The following is a 21,877-nucleotide window of genomic DNA, read 5'->3' on the forward strand; positions in this document are numbered from 1 at the left end:
GTGTTTTTACCGCAATAATTTGAAATAAAGATGCAATAGCATTAAATTTGAGTCATATCATTTTGGTTGTCAAAACGGTATAAATCAAGTTTGATTTATGAAAGCAAAATTTTCACTTTATGCGAAACATATAGTTCTGTGCCTCGCTTTTTTATTTTTACCGTACGCATTCACATCGACAAATACAGTTTTTTCACTGCCGCATTTGTACTCAAATGCACATGATCGTATTTATTTGTTTATCTATTTTACACTCCTTTGTTTCTTTTACTTTAACTACTATTATTTAATTCCAAGATTATACTTTTCAGAAAAAAAGCTTTTGTACTATCTTATAATAACAATTTTTCTTCTTTTTTTTCTTTGGATTTCTACTGTTTTAGATCACCCAAGCCGAAATTTTTTGGATTTTAGAGATTATCCCGGAAAAATATTAAATCATCCAAAACCATTTGATGGGAGATTTCCGCCTCCGCCGCCTCCACATAGAAACGAACCAATGCCTTTTGAGTTCATCGGAAGCCCGCCTACACAATATGGACACACAACCCTTGTTTATTTAATAGGCGTAGTCTCTAGTCTGCTTTTTGCCATTTCCGGAAGATTGCAGAGTGTTGAAAAAGAAAAAGTAAAATCGGAGCTGGCATTTTTAAAAGCACAGATAAACCCGCATTTCTTGTTCAATACCCTAAACAGCATTTATGCACTGGCTTTAAAAAAAGACAACAAAACGGCAGACGCTGTAGTTCAGCTGTCTGAGTTAATGCGTTATATAATGACCAATTCAAATGATGAGGTTATTGAATTAAGCAAGGAAATCAATTACATTAATAATTTCATTTCACTTCAAAAAACACGTTTAGGAAACACAGTAAACGTAGATTATAATGTAACCGGAAATACTTTTGGTAAAGTAATTACACCGCTCATTTTGATTTCATTTATTGAAAACGCATTCAAGTATGGAGTAAATCCAGATCAGACTTCCGAAATTTGTGTCAAAATTGATATCGACGATGAAATGCTGAATTTATATGTCTCTAATAAAAAGACATTTTCGGTACAATCAGATTCAGGAATTGGACTTCACAATACAATCGAAAGATTGAAGTTAGTATATCCTAATAAGCACCATTTAAAAATTGAAGATTCATTAGAAAAATATATTGTAAACCTGAGCGTTAAAATACGATGATAAAAGCAATAGCATTAGATGACGAACCATTGGCATTAGAAATTCTTCAGAGTTTATGTGACACTATTGAGTACATAGAACTGAAGAAAACCTTTACGAAGTCTGATGAAGCATTTAAATATTTAAAAAAATATCCCGTCGATTTATTGTTTCTCGATATCAATATGCCTTCCATTTCGGGATTGGATTTCTACAAAAAGCTGCCGCATAAAACAATGGTAATTTTTACAACGGCTTATTCTGAATTTGCTGTTGAAGGTTTTACGCTCAGCGCAACCGATTATCTGCTAAAACCAATTTCTCTTTCCCGATTTCAGCAGGCGGTCGAAAAGGCTTTTTCACAATGGAAACTGCAAAATCAAAACATTGAACAGCAGTATCTCTTTATTCGTGCCGATTATAGTTTGATTAAAATTTTGTTTTCAGATATTTTATATATCGAAGGTTTAGATGATTATTTAAAAATCCACATCTTAAATCAAAAAACAGTTGTGGCGAGAATGACCTTAAAAACGATTCTTCAAAAATTGCCCGAAACAGAATTCATAAGAGTCCATCGTTCTTTTATTATTCCCATTTCTAAAATTTCTAAAATAAGAAATAAGATAATTTTTATCGGTCAGGCCGAAATTCCAATCAGCGTTAGTTACGAAGAAGCTTTTTTAAAACTTTTTGACCAAAAGTAGATCTTTTGTTTTTTGAAGACTTTTACTACAAAAAAGAAATATTCATCAGTTTACCTCATAAATAACAACTTTTACCTCAAACTTTTTACAATGCTTTAATTTCGAATAATTTTACTTGAAAACAACTGTTAATCATTCAATTAAAATAACATTTAAACAAAAAAGCAATGAAAAGAAAAGAGTTTTTAAGAGGTTTGGGTTTAGTGGGAATTGGCTCGTTGGCAATTCCAATCATAAACTCATGTAGTACAGATGACGATTCATCAGATTCTTCAACCGATACAGATTCATCTTCTGGTTCATCTTCTGGTTCAGGATCGTCTTCAGGTTCAGGTTCATCTTCAGGCGATTGTTCAGTTACATCATCAGAAACTGCGGGGCCGTTTCCAACCATTTCACCATCTTCATTAGTAAAATCTGATATTACAATGGACAGAACAGGTGTGGCTTTCACAATAAAAATTACAATAAAAAACACAAATGCAAGCTGTGCCGTATTAAAAGATGCAATTGTAGATATTTGGCATTGCGACAAAGACGGTTATTATTCAGAATACGGAGGAACTTCAATGCAGTCTGTAAATTATACTACAGTTCACTTTTTAAGAGGAAGACAAACTACCGATTCAAACGGTTTGGTTACATTTACCTCAATTTTCCCGGGCTGGTATTCTGGAAGAGCAACTCATATTCACGTTCATATTTATAACGCCAGCGGAACTTCACTGCTTGTAACACAAATTGCTTTTCCGGAAGGAACAAACAGTGCAGTTGTTTTAGTAAACGCTTCAACTGCTAACGGTTATACAAAAGGAATGTCCGGTTACACGTATAATGCTTCAGATAATGTCTTTTCAGATTCTGTGGCAAATGAATTATCGACAATAACAGGAAGCGTTAGCGAAGGTTTTGTTTTAACGCATACCATAAACGTTGCCGGTTAATTTTAAATAATAATTTATTATGATAGCTCAAATTCCTGCACAAATTTACAAGTCAGATTCCAGGGGATTTTTAAATTCAGAAAAATACAACCGTTTTTCGACTTTTAATTTTGAACATTACCAAGAATTATCCCGTAAAGCATTTGGATCCTTAAAGGTTTTAAATGAAGTAATATTGGCCCCCCAGCAGCGTATTACTCGATTTATAAATTCAAAAACAAATGTGATATTGCTGCCTTTATTTGGCGGAATAGAATATAAGGATAATATTGGTAATGTGGAATTTTTGCATGTGGAGCAGATTAGGGTTCTGGCAGCAGATGAGGAATTAACTGTTGAAATTTTTAATCCATACGAAAAGGAGAATGTGAGTTATTTAGAATTTGAATTTCAAATGGAAAAACAGGATTTTAAAAACTATTTTGAGCAGTATAAATTCGATTTAAGTTCACACAACAAGCTGTATTCATTGTTTGAAATTGAAAGAGCACATGGATTTATTGGTATTTATGACGGAAGAAAAGAGGGAACTTTTACTTTAAAGAATACTGACAACGGCGTTTTTGTTTTCGTTATTAATGGAGCTTTTGAAATTGAAAACCGGCTTTTAGAAGCAAAAGATGGTTTGGCAGTCCAAAAAACCGAAACGATAGAGTGGGAGTCTTTGTCGCAAAATGCTATGCTGCTCGTAATCGAAGTTCCTTTAAATTCAAATTAAATGAAAATAACGAAGATAAAACTCGCATATCGCATAGTGATTGACAGCACGTCAGTTTTACTTTGGGATAAATATGTTTTTGAAGATACTTTCAAAGAATACCAAATGCAGTGCCAGCAGTTTAATTCAGAATTGAACCCCAAAAACACATTTAGAGAATTAATAAGCGAAAACGAAAAAGCAAACCAATTGCATTTTCTAACCGGAATTGCTGCCAATGGTTATGTCGAGCAGTTAAAAGGTAATTTCCATCGTGTAACAGATGTTTTAGGAAACAACTATTTTCCTTTTATCAATTATCAGTTAGATATTATCAATACAGACATAACAGATTCATCAAAACATAGAATAGGAATCACTTTTTATTCGCCTTTATTGAATTACTTCGGAATTATTGAAGGGAATTATCTCGTTTCAAAAAACACCGATATCACAAATGAATATGAAACTATAATGTTTCCGGTTCAGAAAAATTTGTCTATTTGTTACATTCAGACAGAAGACTAATTCAACGTCCAAAAACAAAAAAATTATTTATTTCATTTTTTGCCTTTTCTGTTTTTCTGTTGACAGGAAAGGCTTTTTTATTTAAACAAGTATCAAATTACTATAGATAATTGTTTTTAATATTTAATAAACCAATTTATTTGTGAATTTATAACGTTTTCGTTCTTTTTGTTGTCTCTTTTTTAGTTTATTCGAATTTATTAGTACTTTAAAAGTCCTATATTTGTTTTTCTTTCTAAAAAACTAAAAAAATATCAAATGAAAACTTTAAACGATTTCGACTTTAAAAATAAAAAAGCAATTATCCGTGTAGATTTTAATGTGCCGTTGGATGAGAATTTTAATGTAACAGACACAACACGTATTGAAGCAGCAAAACCTACTATCGATACAATTTTAGCACAAGGCGGAAGTGTAATCTTAATGTCACATTTAGGAAGGCCAAAAGGCGCTGAAGAAAAATATTCTTTAAAACATATCTTAAAAACTGCTTCTGAAATTTTAGGAGTACAGGTTAAGTTTGCTGAAAACTGTGTTGGAGAACCAGCTCAGACAGCTGCTAAAAACTTACAGCCCGGAGAAGTTTTATTACTTGAAAATTTACGTTTTCATGCAGAAGAAGAAGCCGGAGATGCTGCTTTTGCAAAAGAATTAGCTTCACTTGGAGATGTTTATGTAAATGACGCTTTTGGAACGGCACACAGAGCGCACGCATCAACAACAATTATAGCACAGTTTTTTCCAAACGATAAAACTTTTGGAACTTTATTGGCTAAAGAAATTGACAGCTTAAACAAAGTACTTAAAAATAGCGAAAAGCCGGTAACAGCAGTTTTAGGGGGGTCTAAAGTTTCTTCTAAAATTACAGTTATCGAAAATATCTTAGATAAAGTTGACCACATGATTATTGGAGGCGGAATGACTTTTACATTTGTTAAAGCTCAGGGCGGAAAAGTTGGAGAATCAATCTGTGAAGATGATAAACTAGATTTAGCCCTTGAAATTCTAAGATTAGCAAAAGAAAAAAATGTTCAGGTTCATATTCCTGTTGATGTAATTGCCGCAGATGATTTCTCAAATTCGGCAAAAACACAAGTTGTAGATGTAAATGCAATTCCTGACGGATGGCAGGGTCTTGATGCAGGGCCAAAATCATTAGAGAACTTCAAAAAAGTGATTTTAGACTCAAAAACTATTCTTTGGAACGGTCCATTAGGAGTTTTTGAAATGGAAACATTCTCAAAAGGAACTATCGCTTTAGGTGATTTTATTGCAGAAGCTACTAAAAATGGCGCATTTTCTCTAGTTGGAGGCGGTGATTCTGTTGCAGCAGTAAAACAGTTTGGTTTTGAAGACAAAATGAGCTACGTTTCTACTGGCGGAGGAGCAATGCTTGAAATGCTGGAAGGAAGAATTTTACCTGGAATTGCTGCAATTTTAGACTAAAATATCACAATTAACATTTTTTTGCGTATTTTTAAGCGTTAAACTTTATAAGTTTGCAAAAATAACAATTCTATAATTGGTTGATTTATAGAATTTTAAATAAATGTTATATGATTGTAAAGAAAATCTCCTTAGCGGTTACGGCACTTTTTTCGATGACGATGTTTGCACAAGAATCTGCAACTGCCTCATTAGAAATAAAGTCGGAAGTAAAGTTGTCCTATTTAGATTCGATTAAAAGCACATTTAAAAAAGATGATCTGGCAGCAAAAGTTGACAGTCTTTGGATGAATGAGTTAGTAAGTTTAGATATCTATGATGATTTGACAAAAGACATTCAAACCATTAACAAGGACGTTACTGTAGATGAGGAACTGCCAACAGAACTGCTTAAGCAGCGTTTGGCAGTAATGAATGAGAAATCGCCATTTGAGATTGAATACAATCAGGGATTAGAAAACATAATAAAGTCATTTCTTAAGAATCGTAAAAAATCGTTTTCTCGATTAATGGCTTTATCAGAATACTACTTTCCAATATTCGAGGAAACATTCGCAAAAGAAAAAGTTCCATTGGAAATAAAATATTTAGCCGTTGTAGAATCTGCTTTAAACCCTAAAGCAGTTTCTAAAATGGGTGCTACCGGACTTTGGCAGTTTATGTACGGAACCGGAAAACAATACTCTTTAAAAATCGATTCTTATATTGATGAAAGAAGTGATCCTCTTAAAGCTACAGCTGCTTGTTCAGATTACCTTACCAGAATGTTCAACATTTTTAATGACTGGGAACTTGTTTTGGCATCTTATAATTCAGGCCCAGGAAACGTAACAAAAGCAATTCGCCGCTCTGGCGGAAAAACGGGTTACTGGGATATTCGTAATTACCTTCCAAAAGAAACTCAAGGGTATGTTCCGGCTTTTTATGCTACAATGTATCTTTTTGAATATCACAAAGAACACGGGATTAACCCTGAAAGGGCTGTCGTGAAAAACTTTGAAACAGATACGGTTTGTATTAAAAACCAAATGTCGTTTAAACAAATTGCCGATTTGTTAGACATGCCCCAATCACAGATTCAGCTTTTAAATCCTTCATATAAATTAAATGTAGTGCCTTTTTATCAGGGAGAACAGCATTTTCTTCGTTTGCCAAAAGATAAAATCGCAACTTTTCTTTCTAATGAAGATAAAATTTATGCTTACGTAAAACACGAGTCCGAATTTAAAACAATTCCAACTCGTTTAGCAATGAAAATTGCTCCAAAAGGAAAACCGGTTAGAGACACTCAATCTTTAGAAGTTTCAAAAGATATTGAGTTTTATAAAGTTAAAAAAGGAGACAACCTGGGTTCAATTGCAGATAAATACAACGTAAATATTTCAGACTTAAAAAAATGGAATAACCTTAAATCAAATGCAATTGCATTAGGCAAAACGTTAAAAATTAAATCAGACATTGATTCTTCTGTAAAAGCAGTTAAGGAACCAAAAACATTACCAGTTATAGAGAAAAATACTGGAGAAGCAATTGCTTCTGCAGATGATAGTGATAAAGTTTCAATACAAACTGTTGAGTACGTTGTTGCAGCCGGAGATAACTTAGGAAGCATTGCTAAAAAATTCGGTACGACTATTGCGGACTTAAAAACATTAAATGATCTTACTTCTAATAATATTGGTTTAGGAAAAACATTAGTAGTTTCTAAAATAGTTACAGAAATACAAGAGCCTGTTTCAACTGCTGTTGCATCAAATTCTGTTGATTCTTTCAAAAAGAAAGCACCTTCAGCAAAAACTATGAGTGAAGATTATTACGTTAAAAAAGGTGATTCTTTGTACAGCATTTCTAAAAAATATCCTGGAGTAACAATTTCAGATATTAAAAAATGGAATGGTATTAAAGATGAAGATATCAAACCCGGAATGAAACTTAAAATAAACGGATAATTAAAAATCTTATTTAAATTTGGGTTTTATTTCATAAATTAAGAAAATGAATAAAACCCATTTTTTATTTATAATACTTCCGTTTTTACTAATTTCTTGTTTGAAAACAGATAAGCAGCAAGAGCCTGTTTCTGGAAAAACAAACACAATCTCCATTATTATAGACGACCAGTTATGGTATGGAGAAGTTGGCGACAGTATACGAAATAAATTTGCATCTCCAGTTTTAGGCTTAACACAGGAAGAGCCCCTTTTTACAATTAATCAATATCCGGCAAAACTTCTTGAAGGATTTGTAACCGACAGCCGAAGTATTATTGTAGTTAAAAAATCAGCGGTAGAAAAATTTGAAATAATACACAATAAATCACTGCCGCACAATACTTTCCGCATTTACGGAAAATCTATTGATGACATTATCTGCAGTATCGAATTGAATTCGACACAAATCATCAAAATGATTCGTGATGCCGAAATCGAGAAAATTCAGGAAGATAACAGCAAATCACTTTTAAACCCGGCTGTTATAAAAAACAAATTCCATATAGATATCCAGATTCCCACCGGATATGAATACATGCTTCACAAAAAGAATTTTATCTGGCTGAAAAAAGATATTATCAGCGGTAACACCAGTTTATTAATATACCAAATTCCGCTGCACAACTTCAAAACCCGTGGAAATGTAGTTGGAAATATTATTAAAATGCGGGATTCAATAGGTTATTATATCAAAGGGCGAGAACCCAAAACCCGAATGATTACCGGCGAAGCTTACGCGCCTTATTTTTCGAATACATCATTAGACGGAAAAGAAGCTTTTGAAACCAAAGGAACCTGGGAACTAAAAAACGACTTCATGGCCGGACCTTTTATTAATTACGCAATCGTAGATCCTGTTTATAACCGAATCCTGGTTATCGAAGGATTTTGCTATTCACCCTCAAATCAGGAACGAGATCTAATGTTCGATCTCGAAGCCATTATAAAATCTGTAAAAATAGACAAACGTTAAGGTTTTTGTTTCAGGTTTGAAGTTTCAAGTTTGAAGTTTCAAGTTTTCTTAACCGCAAAGTTCGCTAAGGTTTACGCAAAGAAACGCAAAGTTATTTTTAAGGGTTTACTTAAATTATATTATATAACTTATATGGTTTCTATAGCGTGCCTTGCGTAAACCTTAGCGAACTTTGCGGTTAAAATACACACAGCATAAACCTGTAACATTGAAACCTGAAACTTGAAACAACTCTCGTTATTATTTTTCTTACTTTTGTTTTATAACAAACATAAAAACAAAGACTTATGAAAAAGGTAACCACAACATTAGTAATTATTGCACTATGTTTTGTTTCTTGTAAAAAAGAAGTAAAAACCGAAGATGTCACAGCAAAAGGTTCAGACAGCATTAAAACTGAAGAGACAGTTGCTGAAGCACCACTAGATTCAGCAGCACAAATGAAAGCATGGCAGGCTTATGCAACACCCGGCGCACCGCACAAATTAATGACAGACGAAGTTGGAACCTGGAATTGTGAGATGACGTTTTGGTATGAACCAAATGGAAAACCAGAAAAATCTACTTCTGTTGCCAATATTAAAATGATCCTTGGCGGACGCTATCAGGAAGCTAATTATCAGGGAAAAATTATGGGAGCACCATTTGAAGGAAAAAGCACACTCGCTTACAATAACGCCAGTAAAGAATATACCTCAACTTTTATCGACAATATGGGAACCGGAATGATGGTGGCTATTGGGAAATACGATGAAAAAACCAAAAGTATGGAATTGAAAGGCGACATGGTAAATCCTGTAAATGGTAAAAAAACACCTTACAGAGAAATCTATACAATTGTTGATGCCACAACTCGTAAAATGGAAATGTTCGATGTTAAAAACGGTGCAGAATATAAAAGCATGGAAATTATCATGAAGAAAAAATGATAAAGTAAAGCGCTTTTTTCTCCTGCAAGATTTACAAAACCTTGTAGATGTAATTGACAATATAAAATAGATAAAAAAGGTTCAATACCTGCAAGGTTTTGTAAACCATGCAGGAGGAGAAAAGTAACTTTTGTAAATCCCGATTTTAGTTTTATAATCGGGATTTCTATTTGATAATATTTAGTGTAATTTTGTTTTTACGATTATTAAAATTAAAAAATAAGTACAAAATGGAATTAAAATGGAAAATAAAGCCATTTGAGGCATTAACTGTAAACGAGCTATATGATTTACTTAAACTAAGAAGTGAAATCTTTGTAGTAGAGCAAAACTGTGTTTATTTAGATATTGACGGCAAAGACAAGAAAGCGCTGCACCTAATTGGAGAATATGATGGTAAAGTTGCAGCCTATTCCCGTTTATTCGATGCCGGAATTAGTTTTGAGAATGCTTCAATAGGAAGAGTAGTTGTTGGTGCCAATTATCGTGATAAAAAATGGGGACATGATTTAATGAGTGAAGCTATTGCCGCAATAAAATCCAATTTTGGAAAAGATAAAATTACAATTGGTGCACAATTATACTTAAAGAAATTTTACGAAAGTCATGGTTTTGTGCAGTCAGGGGAAATATACCTTGAGGATGATATTGAGCATATCGAAATGATTCGCGGATAAGCACAAAAAGAATAATGCTACAATGTTGCATTATTGAAATTTATATTTTTTGTTGTTTTGTAACTGTTTTTAAAAGAATCAATTAACAACTTAGTTTAGAGTAAAGCTTTAAGTAAATAAACTTTGTAGCTTAGCGTCTTCGTGGCAGAACAAATCAAATCTTAGTAATCAAAAACTCAACTCGGCGATCATAGTTATCGCCTCTTTTCAAAGGAAATTTGTTGCCGCAGCCTTGATAACGCATTCTGTTTCTGGAAATTTTTTTAGAACTTAAATAATAAAAAACGGTTTTGGCCCGGTTCCAGGAAAGTCTTCTTTCTTTGGTATTCTTGTCGATTGCATCGTTGTATATTTCGGGTGTACAGCAAACGTGACCCCTAATTTCAAACTGTATATTTTTTTGTTTTTGAAGTGTTAAAGCAATCTTGTCAAGTTCTTTTTTAGAGTTATTGGTAAGCCCGGCACTTCCCATGTCAAACAGAATGTTTTCCAGATAAATTTTATCGCCAACCTTTAATTTGTCTTTAAAGGTCGAATAAACTTCTTTTCCAAAACTATTTCGTTTTACAACGATCAAATCAACCCGTCGGTTTCTTAAACGGGTTTCATAAAGATTTTCAACCGTATCAGGTTTAACTACTACACGGCCTTTGCCTTCGAGAATAACAATCTTACTTTCTTTAAAACCTGATGAAAGCAGTAAGTTTTGAATAGTATTTACCCTGTCATGAGACAGTTTAAAATTATAGTTGTCTGTGCCGCGGTCATCGCAGTAACCATAGATTTGTATAGATTCGACTTTGGCGGTGTCTATCGATTTTATAAAATTATTTACAACTTTGACCTGCGATTCAGTAAGATCATACTTATCGAAATCAAAATATACTGTTTCGATTGGTTTTTGCTGCGCCGCCAGATTGTAAATAATAAATAAAAACAGGACCCGGGAAAGTTTCATTTTTCTACATTTTTAAAATCGTTTTATATTCAGTTTGGTTATTCAATACGTTTACTGCTCTTTTAATCTCTGAATTGTTTTTAATATAAAACTGATACAAACCTTCCTGGTATTGGTATCTTTTGATAAGTTCTTCCTGAATTAAACCTCTAATTTCTTTTTGGTTTTTATCCAGCAGCGTGTTTTCACTTTTCTCTAATGCGGCTAATAATTGTTGATATTCCGGAGCAATCGTTTCGTCAATTTTTTCACTTTTGGCAGCAGCCAGAGTATTTTTCAGGGCAACTTCTGTTTCAGTATCAAAACTAATTTTGTTTGCTTTCAGGTATTGTTTGAAACCTGCATAATCAGTATCTGTAACTACAGGTATTTTATCACCCAAATTTTGATTTTTATAATAGTAAGCAGTTGCATAATCAAATATCCCGTCATTTTTCAACAGAGCGCTCGTAATAGGGCTCATTTTAGCTTCATCTAATTCAATATCGGGCAAAACGCCGCCGCCGTCATAAACCGTTCTTCCTTTTCTGGTTTTAAAAGCATTGAAGTTTTTAGCATCTGTTTTTTGGGCAGCACCGTTTTTATCTTTATGCGTATAATCAAGCGCTTGAATACAACGGCCAGAAGGCGTGTAGTAACGAGAGATTGTAACTTTTAATTGAGTTCCGTAAGTCAGGTCAACAGAACGCTGTACCAAACCTTTTCCAAAACTACGGCTTCCTAAAATCACAGCGCGATCTAAATCCTGTAAAGCCCCGGAAACAATTTCAGATGCCGATGCACTTCTTCCGTTAACCAAAATAGCAAGCGGAATTTCTGTATCAATTGGTTCTTTAGTCGTTTTATACGTATTGTTATGTTTTTCGATTCTTGATTTCGTCGTTACAATAACTTCATTCTTTGGAACAAATAAATTACAGATATCAATCGCTTCATTCAAAAGTCCGCCCGGATTCCCTCTTAAATCTAAAACAATCTGTTTCGCACCGTCAGCTTTCAATTTTTCCAATGCCTCTTTAACTTCGGCTGAAGCCTTTCTGCTAAAATGTGCCAAAACTATATAACCCGTTTTTTCATCGATCTTTCCATAAAACGGAACCGATTTAATATCCACTTCATCCAAAACCAATTCAGTTGTAAAAGTTTTTCCCTGACGAAGATATTTTATAGCGATTTTAGTGTTTTTAGTTCCCTTTAGTAATTGCGAAGCATCATCTTTAAAATCAGCAATCAAAACATCACCAATCTGGATGATTTCGTCACCAGCTTTTAGTCCGGCTTTATCTGCAGGATAATTTTTATAAGGTTCACGAACAATCAGGCGGTCTTTTTTGCGTGCGATCATTGCACCAATTCCGGTATATTCTCCCGTGTTGTTGATTTTGAAATTTACAACATCCTGTTCGTTAAAGTAAACCGTATAAGGATCTAAACTTCCCAGCATATTTTTAATGGCTTTATCCATTAAATCACCCGGATTTGTTTCGTCTACATAATTCGTGTTTACGGCTTTAAACAACGTTGTGAAGATTTCAATTTGTTTCGCAATTTCAAAAAAGTCCTCTTTGAAACTGGTTCCAATAAATAATAATCCTGCCGCAACAGTCGGTATAATGAATTTCTTCTTGAAATAAGGATACATGATTATGGTTTTTTTCTTTTAATTCTCTTTCTAATAAAATAGGCTAATACAACAATTATAATAATAAACGGCCAAATGCTGATAATTGATATAAAGAAACTTGACAAACTAAAAAATCCTGATTTAACAGCTGTCCAGACTTTCGATCCGTACGATAATTGCACCGCTTCCTGTTCCGGCAGGTTTTTGAAAAACTCAATTGTAACCGTACTTTCAGAAACCCTGCTTTCTAAATATTTTAGCTGCCCTTCTTTGGCTTCTATTTCTTCGCGGATAATCGAAATCTGTTTTTCGATTTCTAAGATTTCACTAATTTTAGCGGATTTTTGTAATATTTGAAGATAACGTTCTTCAAGCTTTCTCTTGTTTTTTAATCTTGTCGTTAAGTCGATATATTGTTCCGTAACATCTTCTGCCGTAATTTCTTTTCTCTCGAAATACGAAACTCCTTTTGAAATTGTATTGATAAAATTATCAAAATTCTGGCTTGGAACTCTAATCGTTATATTTCGATAAAGCGTGCCATAGTCTTTTCCTTCAGAATCACTTTGAACTTTTCCCTGACTTTGTTTAACCGCTGTTTGAATTTGCTTGTACGTTTCTTCTAAATCATTGGTTTCAAACCGAAGCGATGCTTGTTTTATGATTTTTTGTTCAATTTTAGGCGAAGGAGTATCTAGATTTTTATCAGAACCAGAGGATTCATATTTTTTTGGAGGTAATTTTACAGCACTAATAGAAATTGCCCTATCTTCATTTAAAGATTCGCTTTTACTGCATCCAGAAAGAACACAAAAAATTACAGATAAAAAGAAAATGTATCGCATAAAATTTCAATTTAGTGCTAAAACTACAATATTTTTTATAATTTTTTATCTGATTTAGAGTACAAAGTTGACTTTGAGGGCTTATAAATCCTTTTTGGTTTCAGATTCAGGAGTTTTGTTTAGCTGCTGCACAAATTTCTCAAACAATTGAATCGTTTTGGTATTGATTTCTTCGTAAGATAATCTGTCTTTTGTCTGGTAAAAAAGCATGAAAGAATACGGTTGATTTAAATGATCCAGAAGCAAATGTTTGTTGAGTCTGTAGGTTTCTCTCAGCACTCTTTTGAAATAATTTCTGTCGACTGCTTTTTTAAAGTATTTCTTAGAAACTGAAACACCCACTTTTGTATTACCCTGATATGCAGCTTCCGCTTGACGGTAAACCAAACGAAGCGGATATTTTGAAACTGATTTCCCTTCAGAAAAAAGTAATCCAATCGTGGTTTTGCTCTTTAAGCGTTCATTTTTAGGGTATGTAAAGTTCATTTAATTCAGAAAAAATTTGCAATTTTAAGGGCAAAGGTACAATTAAACCATAAAAACGGTTATTGTTTTCAATTTTTCTACCGCTAAAAATATATTTACTACTTTTGACCTCAAATTTTTTCAAGCATGCAAAAGATAATCTCATATCCAATCTCCGTAATTTTTTATTTATGTTTTGGATTGTGTTTGGCGGTTTTTCACCCAATACAATGGATTTGCCTTAATCTTTTTGGTTATCAGGCTCACAAAAAAAGTGTTGATTATTTAAATCTCGGTCTTTTAAGATGTACACATTTAGTTGGTACAACTTATAAAGTTACGGGTGTAGATACTATTCCAACCGGAGTTCCAATTATTTTTGTGGCCAATCACCAAAGTATGTACGATATCGTGACAATGATTTGGTACTTTAGACGTTTTCATTGTAAATTTGTAAGTAAGAAGGAGTTAGGAAGCGGAATTCCGAGTGTGTCTTTTAATCTGCGCCACGGAGGATCTGTTTTAATTGACCGTAAAGACCCTAAACAAGCGATTCCAGTAATCAAAGGCTTGTCTGAATATATAGAAAAAAACACTAGATCTGCTGTAATCTTCCCGGAAGGAACCCGCAGTAAAACGGGAAAACCTAAAGAATTTGCCCAAAGCGGTTTAAAAATTCTATGCAAATATGCACCATCTGCATACGTTGTGCCGGTAAGTATTAATAATTCATGGAAAATGGTTCGTTACGGTATGTTTCCGGTTGGGTTAGGAAACCGCTTAACTTTTACAGCACACAAAGCGATGGCAGTAAAAGATTATGATTTTGCCGAATTAATGGCATTAACAGAAAAAGCGGTTGTTGAAGGAGTAAACGAGTATAAACAGGTTTAAGTTTTAGTCCGAGCTAAAATATAAATCCCAAATTTAAAATAAGTAATGTCTATAAAAAACATTAGATTAGAAGTGATGCAGTTTTTGGAAAAAAACGTTGACAGCTTCGTTGAACAGTATTTAATTCCGGTAGAAAAAATTTGGCAGCCGTCAGATTTCCTGCCTAATTCTGAAGGAGAAAATTTCTTTGAGGAGGTAAAGGAACTACGTGAAATTGCTAAAGAATTGCCATACGATTTCTGGGTAACGCTTGTAGGTGATACAATTACCGAAGAAGCACTTCCAACATATGAGTCCTGGTTGATGGATGTAGAAGGAGTAGATCAGGTGGAGAACGGCGGTAATGGCTGGTCGAAATGGATCAGGCAATGGACCGGAGAAGAAAACCGTCACGGTGATCTTTTAAATAAATACTTGTATTTGTCTGGTCGTGTTAATATGCGTGAAATCGAAATGACAACACAGCATTTAATCAACGACGGTTTTGATATTGGAACTGGAACTGACCCGTACAAAAACTTTGTATACACTAGTTTTCAGGAATTGGCAACTTATGTTTCGCACAACAGAGTATCTCAGATTGCTAAGAAATTTGGTGATAACAAGTTGTCTAAAATGTGTAAAATGATTGCAGGTGACGAAATGCGTCATCATCATGCATACAGCGAATTTGTAACCAGAATTTTTCAGGTTGACCCTAGCGAAATGATGCTGGCGTTTCAATATATGATGAAACAAAAAATCGTTATGCCGGCTCATTTTTTAAGAGAATCTGGTCAAAAGATAAGTTCTGCTTTCGAACAGTTTTCTGATTCTGCGCAGCGTATTGGAGTTTACACAGCAAATGATTATGTTGAAATCATGCAGAAGTTAATTAACAAATGGGAAATCGATAAAATCACGAACCTAACAGATGAAGCTGAAAAAGCACGTGATTACTTAATGAAATTACCGGCTCGTATGGCTAAAATTTCAGAAAGAATTGTAATTCCTGCTGAAGGTCATATCTTTAAATGGGTTGAACCGGCTAGATTGTAGATTGTAGATTTTAGATTGCAGATTTCTGATTTTAGATTTGAAAATTGATTTTTTGCAATTGATATTGATATTGAAAATATTGTTGATTGTTGAGGTTTTAGAACTTCAACAATCAACATTTTTTATTTAAACTATAAAACACCAGCGTAAATCTGTTGAATCAGTCAAATCTGTACGCCATTTCACCACAAACAATAACACATTATGAATAATTCTGAACTTATAAATAAAACAATTGCTTTTGTAAAAGAAAAATTAAACGATGCCGAAGGCGGACACGATTGGTTTCATATCGAACGAGTTTATAAAAACGCACTTTTAATTGCTAAAGATACCAATTGTGATAAAACAGTTGTAGAATTGGGAGCGCTGCTTCATGATATTGCCGATAGTAAATTTCATGACGGAGACGAAACAATTGGACCAAAAACAGCCCGATTATTTTTAGAATCACATAACGTTTCAGAAGATATAATTCAGCATGTGGTAAATATCATCGAAAACATCTCTTATAAAGGCGGAAATTTTGAAAAGAAGTTTTCTTCAATAGAATTAGATATCGTGCAGGATGCGGATCGTTTAGATGCAATTGGCGCAATTGGAGTAGCAAGAGCGTTCAATTATGGCGGATTTAAAAACAGAGCCTTATATGATCCTGAAATTGCTCCGGTAACGAACATGACAAAAGAGGAATACAAAAAAAACAATGCACCAACAATAAATCACTTTTACGAAAAGCTTTTGCTTTTAAAAGATAAAATGAATACCGAAAAAGGAAAACAAATTGCTGCTGAACGCCACGGCTTTATGGAATCTTTCCTGGCACAGTTTTATGCAGAGTGGGAAGGAGTGAAGTGAGTTTTCGGTTTAAGCCTCAGGATTCAGTCACAGTTTTCAGTTTATATGATGACTGTAAACTGTGACTGAAACTGAAAACTTTTTATGCGGCTTTAGACTTTAGATTTTAAAAGGCACATTATTCCAAAAGCGCACAAGAAGCCAAAAGAAAACCATAATAATCTGGCAACTCTATTGTCTCTTACAATTTCTTCTTTTTCAAATTTTGTCATTTTTTTTGAATTTTATTCTGCAAAATTAATTTGCCCAGTATCGATAACTAAGCCATAAAAGTTTTTTAAACATTAAAAAAAGGTATTTCTTTAAGGTATAGGTTTTTATAGAATAAAAAAGCTTCACAAAGAACTTTTAAATCTCTGTGAAGCTTTGTGTTTATTTTTGGTGAAACTCTGCGAAAAAATGAGATAAATCTTAGAAGCTTAGTATCTCAGCAACTTAAAAACTCAAAATCTATGAACATCCGCAATTGCCATCACCACAGTCTTTTTTCTTTTTAGATTTCCAAAAGAACTTTTTAATCAAAAAACCAACGGCGATAAATAATATGGCAAAAGCTATAATTTCTTGTATCATAACATTTTACTTTAAAAATTGATACGCTAAAAGTGCTGTAATATAAGCAAGACCGCTCATAAAGAAAAGCTGCATTACAGGCCACTTCCATGAATTTGTTTCTTTTTTTGTAATGGCTAATGTACTGGCGCACTGCATTGCAAAAGCATAAAACAATAACAATGAAATACCAGAAGCAAAATTAAAGATTTTTTCTCCCGTTTCCGGATTTACTTCTTTCTGCATTTTACTTTTAATTGTCGATTCGTTATCGCTGTCTCCAACACTGTAAATAGTAGCCAGTGTTCCCACTAAAACTTCACGGGCAGCAAAAGAGCTGATAATCGCAATCCCAATTTTCCAGTCGTAACCAAGCGGAGAAATTACAGGCTCAATAGCTTTACCCATAATCCCGATGTATGAATTCTCTATTTTTTGAGAAGCAACTTCATTTTCAAACTGAATTTCATTTAAAGTTGTATTGGCAAATCTTTCTTTTACGATGTTTTCCGCATCATTAAATTCTTTTCCGGGCCCGAAAGAAGCCAAAAACCATAAAATAACCGATATTGCTAAGATGATTTTACCCGCGCCTAAAACAAAAGCTTTAGTTTTTTCGACAACATTGATTCCAACATTCTTGAAAAGCGGTAATTTATAACTTGGCATTTCGACTACGAAATACGTTTTCGAATCCAGTTTTAAAACTTTATTTAAAATATAGGCAGAGATTATTGCCGTTACAAATCCCAATAAATACAATAACATCAACGACAGCCCCTGCAGGTTTAAAAATCCAAGAACTCGTTTATTCGGAATCACTAACGAAATCATAATCGCGTAAACCGGTAATCTTGCAGAACAAGTCGTGAATGGCGTTACTAAGATCGTAATAAGGCGTTCTTTCCAGTTTTCTATATTTCGTGTCGCCATAATAGCGGGAATCGCACAAGCTGTTCCTGAAATTAAAGGCACGACGCTTTTTCCCGAAAGCCCGAATTTGCGCATTATTTTATCCATTAAAAAAACCACACGGCTCATATAACCGCTTTCTTCGAGAATAGAAATGAATAAAAACAAGAAAGCAATCTGCGGAATAAAAATAATAACACCGCCAATTCCCGGAATAATTCCCTGCGAAAGTAAATCGGTTAAAATACCACTTGGTAATTCTTTTGCTGTCCAGCTGCTTAATGAAGCAAAAGTGCTGTCAATAAAGTCCATAGGAATTGTTGACCAGCTGAAAATAGATTGGAAGATGATAAATAAAATTCCGAGGAAAATAATATAACCCCAAAATTTGTGCGTTAAAATGCGGTCCAGTTTAGCTCTGAAATCTGTTGCCGCTGCAGTATCAACTTTTAGACCTTCTTTTAAAACATCATTTATAAACTGATATCTTTTGATGGTTTCTTTTTGCTGTAAACGTTTTAATTCTGAATGTGATTTGGTAAAAGTGTTCCGAATTTCATTTCGGTCTAAATTCGAAAAATTGACATCCTGCGTAATTACCAGCCACAATTTGTACATTAATTGATTTGGAAATGCATGCTGCAATTTTTCAAAATATTCAGGATCAATTACTGATGCATTTAAACACGGTTCATGCGGAATCGTTTTATAAGAAACAATTAATTCTTTTAATTCATCAATTCCTAAACCTTTTCGGGAACTTACTAAGGCAATTTTGGTTTTTAGTTTTTCTTCTAAAAGCGGAATATCTAAACTAATTCCTTTGCTCACCATACGATCTGACATATTGATAACTAAGATCGTTGGAATTTCTAGGTCTTTAATCTGAGTGTAAATCAGTAAATTTCTTTTCAGATTTTCAACATCGGTTACTACAACAGCAACGTCAGGATATAATTTGTCGTTTTTGTTTAATAAAAGTTCAATTACAACGCTTTCATCCATCGAACTTGCGTTCAGACTATATGTTCCCGGTAAATCCAGAATGTTGGCTTTTACGTTATGGGGCAGTTTACAGAAACCGATTTTTTTCTCAACCGTGATTCCGGGATAATTCCCAACTTGTTGGTTTAAACCTGTAAGCTGGTTAAAAACAGAAGTTTTTCCGGTATTAGGATTCCCAATAAGGGCAACATTGATATTCTGAACACTCATTATAAATTGTTTAGGATAAGTTCAACTTCAATTTCACGAGCAGTTTCAACACGAATAGCAACATGTGAACCATTAATATCTAAATATAAAGGATCTCCAAAGGGAGCAATTTGTAAAAGTTCGACTAAGCTGCCCGGCAAACAACCCATCTCTAATAATTTTAAAGGAATCAAATCGATATCAAAATCTTTGATAATGGCTTTATCGCCTTTTTTCAGGGTGTGAATAGTATTTTGCAAGCTTATTTAGATTGAATTTAGATTGCAAAAATAGGCAATAAATCTTTATCCCAAGGCAATAATCAGGTTTGAAAATGCTAAATCTTTCTAAAAATAAGGTATTTTACTCTTTTGATAAGAAATCTATGTCTTCCAGTAATCTTGAGATATCTTCCTTTTTTGTTCCGTCATAAAATCCGCGAACGCGTCTTTTTTGATCAACCAAAACAAAATTCTCGGTATGTACCATATCATACAACTGATCCGGGCGGCCTAATTTTACAGCCAGGTAAGATTTTCTGGCCATAGTGTAAATCTCTTTTTTATCTCCGGTTACCAAATTCCATTTACTGTCTACAACTCCATATTTTACTGCATAAGCTTTTAAAACCGAAACACTGTCAACTTCTGGAAAAACAGTATGAGAAAGCAGCATTACTTTAGGATTGTTTAAAACAGCTTTTTGAACTTCAACAAGATTGGTTGACATTTTTGGACATATTGATCCGCAGGTGGTGAAGAAGAAATCAGCAACATAAATTTTTCCTTCATAATTCTTTTGAGTAATCGTATCTCCGTTTTGGTTGATAAACGAAAAATCAGCAATCGTATGGTATTTGCTTTTGTATTGAATGGTGCTGTCAACCAATTCCGGATTTACATCGGCAGGATTATAAATCGGAAGTGCTTTTTGTGGCTTTAAAGCCGAATAAAATAAAGATATAGTGACTACAGAAAATACAATTAATACAATGAAGAATTTGCGGTATTTGTAAAGAAACGATTTCATAAAAATAATTTGGCGCAAAAATACGAAAAGCACTTTTTAAAAAGCTAATTGCGTGTTGTTTTTAACAGAGAGCCTGTAATATAAAGAGCTTCTATTACGTGATTGTGAAATTAGCACACGGATGACACGGATTCGCTTTGCGAAAACGCGGATTTATACGGATTTTTATAGATATTATTAATCCAAAGGTTTAAATACAATGTTGTTATCTTGAGCGAACGACTACAAAGTAAATCGCCAATTTTATTCAAGGTAATAAAAATAAAAAATCGGTATAAATCCGCGTTTTCGCAAAGCGAATCCGTGTCATCCGCGTACTATCTTGTTATAGTATATTAATTCTTAGGTTTTCGAATAGATTTATTTACCATATACAATCCTGTCAAGGTTACTACTGAACCAATTGCAATAGCCTGAGTAAGTGTTTCGTCAAAAATGATCGAGCCTAAAATCATCGCCACAATTGGATTGATGTAAACATAAATACTGCTGATTTCTGTTGGAAGATGCTGCAGCGTATAAATAAAAGCAATGAAAGTTAAAACAGAACCAATTATTACCAGATACCCAATTGCCCACCAGGATTCTGAAGGGATTTGGCTTAGTGGAATATTAACTCCTGTGGCTTCTGTAATTCCAAAAAGAAATACACTTGAAATAAGCATCTGCAGTCCCAAACTAAAATACGGATTAAAACTGGCCGCTTTTTTCTTGGTTTCCAAAATTCCAAAAGCCCATGTAATAGTTGAAGCTGTCATTAAAAAAATCCCGAATTGAAAATCAGGCCTTAAAAAGTCAGCAATATAATCGATGAAAATAATACAAATTCCTCCAAAACTGATTAAAATTCCAAACAAAGCCATTTTTGCAATTCGTTCACCATTAAAGAAATTAATGATAATAATCCAAATTGGGAAAAGCGCACTGATGATGGCACCCAATCCGCTGGTAATATATTTTACGCCCCAGGTGCTCAAGCCGTTGCTGCAAGCAAAATTCAAAATACTCAAAATAATAATCGTACGCCATTGTTTTCCTTTTGGCCAAGGCTGTTTTTTCAGCATAAAATATCCAACATAAATTAGTCCGCCAAAAAACTGACGTATTGTTGCCAATTGCAATGCAGGCATATGCTTAACCCCTTCTTTTGAAGCTAACCACGTTGTTCCCCAAAAAAAACTTACCCAGCATAAAGCCATAATGGGTAAACCAATAGCTTCAATTTTTCCTGAAACGGCATTCTGAATTTTTGCTCTCATTTTGACTTTAAATCTTTAAGCAAATATTCCAAAAACAATTTCAATAATCAGTAAAAAACAAGCTTTTAATTCATGAAAATAATCGATGGTTTCTATTAAAATGTTATACCTGACATTTGAAACATTATTATTGCATAAATTTTAACATGTATTTACAAATTTTAACGATATGTTTGTGTAAAC

22 protein-coding genes are annotated in these 21,877 nt (G+C 33.6%); 13 read left to right on the forward strand and 9 right to left on the reverse strand.

Translation table 11 applies throughout. From position 1 onward, the window contains the following. Nucleotides 1-403 precede the first annotated feature (403 nt). The 10 genes from LUU93_RS07310 (at nt 404) to LUU93_RS07355 (ending at nt 10,066) form a co-directional block, all read left to right on the forward strand. Entirely contained in the window at nt 404-1,195 is a 792-nt protein-coding gene (locus LUU93_RS07310) for a sensor histidine kinase (RefSeq protein WP_232679818.1), read from the forward strand. Continuing rightward, on the forward strand, nt 1,192-1,881 hold the full coding sequence (locus LUU93_RS07315; RefSeq protein ID WP_232679820.1) for a LytR/AlgR family response regulator transcription factor: 690 nt from the start codon (nt 1,192-1,194) through the stop codon (nt 1,879-1,881). The genes LUU93_RS07310 and LUU93_RS07315 overlap by 4 nt, the downstream gene beginning before the upstream one ends. Before the next feature lie 167 nt (nt 1,882-2,048). Next, nucleotides 2,049-2,825 carry a dioxygenase family protein gene (locus tag LUU93_RS07320; protein ID WP_232679822.1) on the forward strand — a complete coding sequence of 259 codons (777 nt, stop codon included), beginning with the start codon at nt 2,049-2,051 and terminating at the stop codon, nt 2,823-2,825. Between the two features lie 19 nt (nt 2,826-2,844). After that, nucleotides 2,845-3,543: a pirin family protein gene (locus LUU93_RS07325; RefSeq protein WP_232679824.1), complete on the forward strand. Its 699-nt coding sequence runs from the start codon at nt 2,845-2,847 to the stop codon at nt 3,541-3,543. Further along, complete coding sequence (locus tag LUU93_RS07330) at nt 3,544-4,050, forward strand: hypothetical protein (RefSeq protein ID WP_232679826.1); 507 nt, start codon at nt 3,544-3,546, stop codon at nt 4,048-4,050. A gap of 258 nt (nt 4,051-4,308) precedes the next feature. Further along, nucleotides 4,309-5,496 (forward strand): phosphoglycerate kinase, encoded by a 1,188-nt coding sequence (locus LUU93_RS07335; RefSeq protein WP_232679828.1) that lies wholly within the window; start codon nt 4,309-4,311, stop codon nt 5,494-5,496. Nucleotides 5,497-5,606: 110 nt separating this feature from the next. Next, the gene (locus LUU93_RS07340; RefSeq protein WP_232679830.1) at nt 5,607-7,445 is read left to right on the forward strand and encodes a LysM peptidoglycan-binding domain-containing protein; all 1,839 of its coding nucleotides are present in this window, start codon (nt 5,607-5,609) and stop codon (nt 7,443-7,445) included. Between the two features lie 46 nt (nt 7,446-7,491). Further along, nucleotides 7,492-8,460 carry a DUF4837 family protein gene (locus tag LUU93_RS07345; protein ID WP_232679832.1) on the forward strand — a complete coding sequence of 323 codons (969 nt, stop codon included), beginning with the start codon at nt 7,492-7,494 and terminating at the stop codon, nt 8,458-8,460. A 287-nt stretch (nt 8,461-8,747) separates the two neighbouring features. Then, the gene (locus tag LUU93_RS07350; protein WP_232679834.1) at nt 8,748-9,389 is read left to right on the forward strand and encodes a DUF1579 domain-containing protein; all 642 of its coding nucleotides are present in this window, start codon (nt 8,748-8,750) and stop codon (nt 9,387-9,389) included. 230 nt (nt 9,390-9,619) lie between these two features. Beyond that, entirely contained in the window at nt 9,620-10,066 is a 447-nt protein-coding gene (locus LUU93_RS07355) for a GNAT family N-acetyltransferase (RefSeq protein WP_232679836.1), read from the forward strand. A gap of 154 nt (nt 10,067-10,220) precedes the next feature. Here LUU93_RS07355 and LUU93_RS07360 read toward each other — a convergent pair whose 3' ends face one another. The 4 genes from LUU93_RS07360 to rnpA form a co-directional block, all read right to left on the reverse strand. After that, complete coding sequence (locus tag LUU93_RS07360; RefSeq protein WP_232679838.1) at nt 10,221-11,024, reverse strand: OmpA family protein; 804 nt, start codon at nt 11,022-11,024, stop codon at nt 10,221-10,223. A gap of 4 nt (nt 11,025-11,028) precedes the next feature. Further along, nucleotides 11,029-12,666 carry a S41 family peptidase gene (locus LUU93_RS07365; RefSeq protein ID WP_232679840.1) on the reverse strand — a complete coding sequence of 546 codons (1,638 nt, stop codon included), beginning with the start codon at nt 12,664-12,666 and terminating at the stop codon, nt 11,029-11,031. A 2-nt stretch (nt 12,667-12,668) separates the two neighbouring features. Continuing rightward, nucleotides 12,669-13,493 carry a DUF4349 domain-containing protein gene (locus tag LUU93_RS07370; RefSeq protein WP_232679842.1) on the reverse strand — a complete coding sequence of 275 codons (825 nt, stop codon included), beginning with the start codon at nt 13,491-13,493 and terminating at the stop codon, nt 12,669-12,671. Nucleotides 13,494-13,574: 81 nt separating this feature from the next. Next, the gene (gene rnpA, locus LUU93_RS07375) at nt 13,575-13,979 is read right to left on the reverse strand and encodes a ribonuclease P protein component (RefSeq protein WP_232679844.1); all 405 of its coding nucleotides are present in this window, start codon (nt 13,977-13,979) and stop codon (nt 13,575-13,577) included. A 126-nt stretch (nt 13,980-14,105) separates the two neighbouring features. Between rnpA and LUU93_RS07380 the strand changes: the two genes are divergently transcribed. From LUU93_RS07380 to LUU93_RS07390, 3 genes are all read left to right on the forward strand, one after another. Next, a complete protein-coding gene (locus tag LUU93_RS07380; RefSeq protein WP_232679847.1) occupies nt 14,106-14,852 on the forward strand; it encodes a lysophospholipid acyltransferase family protein in 747 nt (248 codons plus the stop codon). A 45-nt stretch (nt 14,853-14,897) separates the two neighbouring features. Then, entirely contained in the window at nt 14,898-15,890 is a 993-nt protein-coding gene (locus tag LUU93_RS07385) for an acyl-ACP desaturase (RefSeq protein ID WP_232679849.1), read from the forward strand. A 204-nt stretch (nt 15,891-16,094) separates the two neighbouring features. Next, a complete protein-coding gene (locus LUU93_RS07390; RefSeq protein ID WP_232679852.1) occupies nt 16,095-16,748 on the forward strand; it encodes an HD domain-containing protein in 654 nt (217 codons plus the stop codon). A gap of 450 nt (nt 16,749-17,198) precedes the next feature. On the opposite strand, the gene LUU93_RS07395 is transcribed toward LUU93_RS07390, so the two are convergent. The 5 genes from LUU93_RS07395 to LUU93_RS07415 all read right to left on the reverse strand — a co-directional run bounded on the left by LUU93_RS07395 (nt 17,199) and on the right by LUU93_RS07415 (nt 21,694). After that, nucleotides 17,199-17,321, reverse strand: coding sequence for a FeoB-associated Cys-rich membrane protein (locus LUU93_RS07395; RefSeq protein ID WP_232679854.1), 123 nt, complete (start codon nt 17,319-17,321; stop codon nt 17,199-17,201). Nucleotides 17,322-17,327: 6 nt separating this feature from the next. Then, entirely contained in the window at nt 17,328-19,427 is a 2,100-nt protein-coding gene (gene feoB / locus LUU93_RS07400) for a ferrous iron transport protein B (RefSeq protein WP_232679856.1), read from the reverse strand. Continuing rightward, the gene (locus LUU93_RS07405; RefSeq protein ID WP_232679858.1) at nt 19,427-19,666 is read right to left on the reverse strand and encodes a FeoA family protein; all 240 of its coding nucleotides are present in this window, start codon (nt 19,664-19,666) and stop codon (nt 19,427-19,429) included. The genes feoB and LUU93_RS07405 overlap by 1 nt, the downstream gene beginning before the upstream one ends. Before the next feature lie 103 nt (nt 19,667-19,769). After that, nucleotides 19,770-20,435, reverse strand: coding sequence for an SCO family protein (locus LUU93_RS07410; RefSeq protein ID WP_232679860.1), 666 nt, complete (start codon nt 20,433-20,435; stop codon nt 19,770-19,772). A 335-nt stretch (nt 20,436-20,770) separates the two neighbouring features. Further along, nucleotides 20,771-21,694: a DMT family transporter gene (locus LUU93_RS07415; protein ID WP_232679862.1), complete on the reverse strand. Its 924-nt coding sequence runs from the start codon at nt 21,692-21,694 to the stop codon at nt 20,771-20,773. Between the last annotated feature and the right edge of the window lie 183 nt (nt 21,695-21,877).

Source organism: Flavobacterium soyae (assembly GCF_021245985.1).
GTDB classification, from domain to species: Bacteria; Bacteroidota; Bacteroidia; order Flavobacteriales; family Flavobacteriaceae; genus Flavobacterium; species Flavobacterium soyae.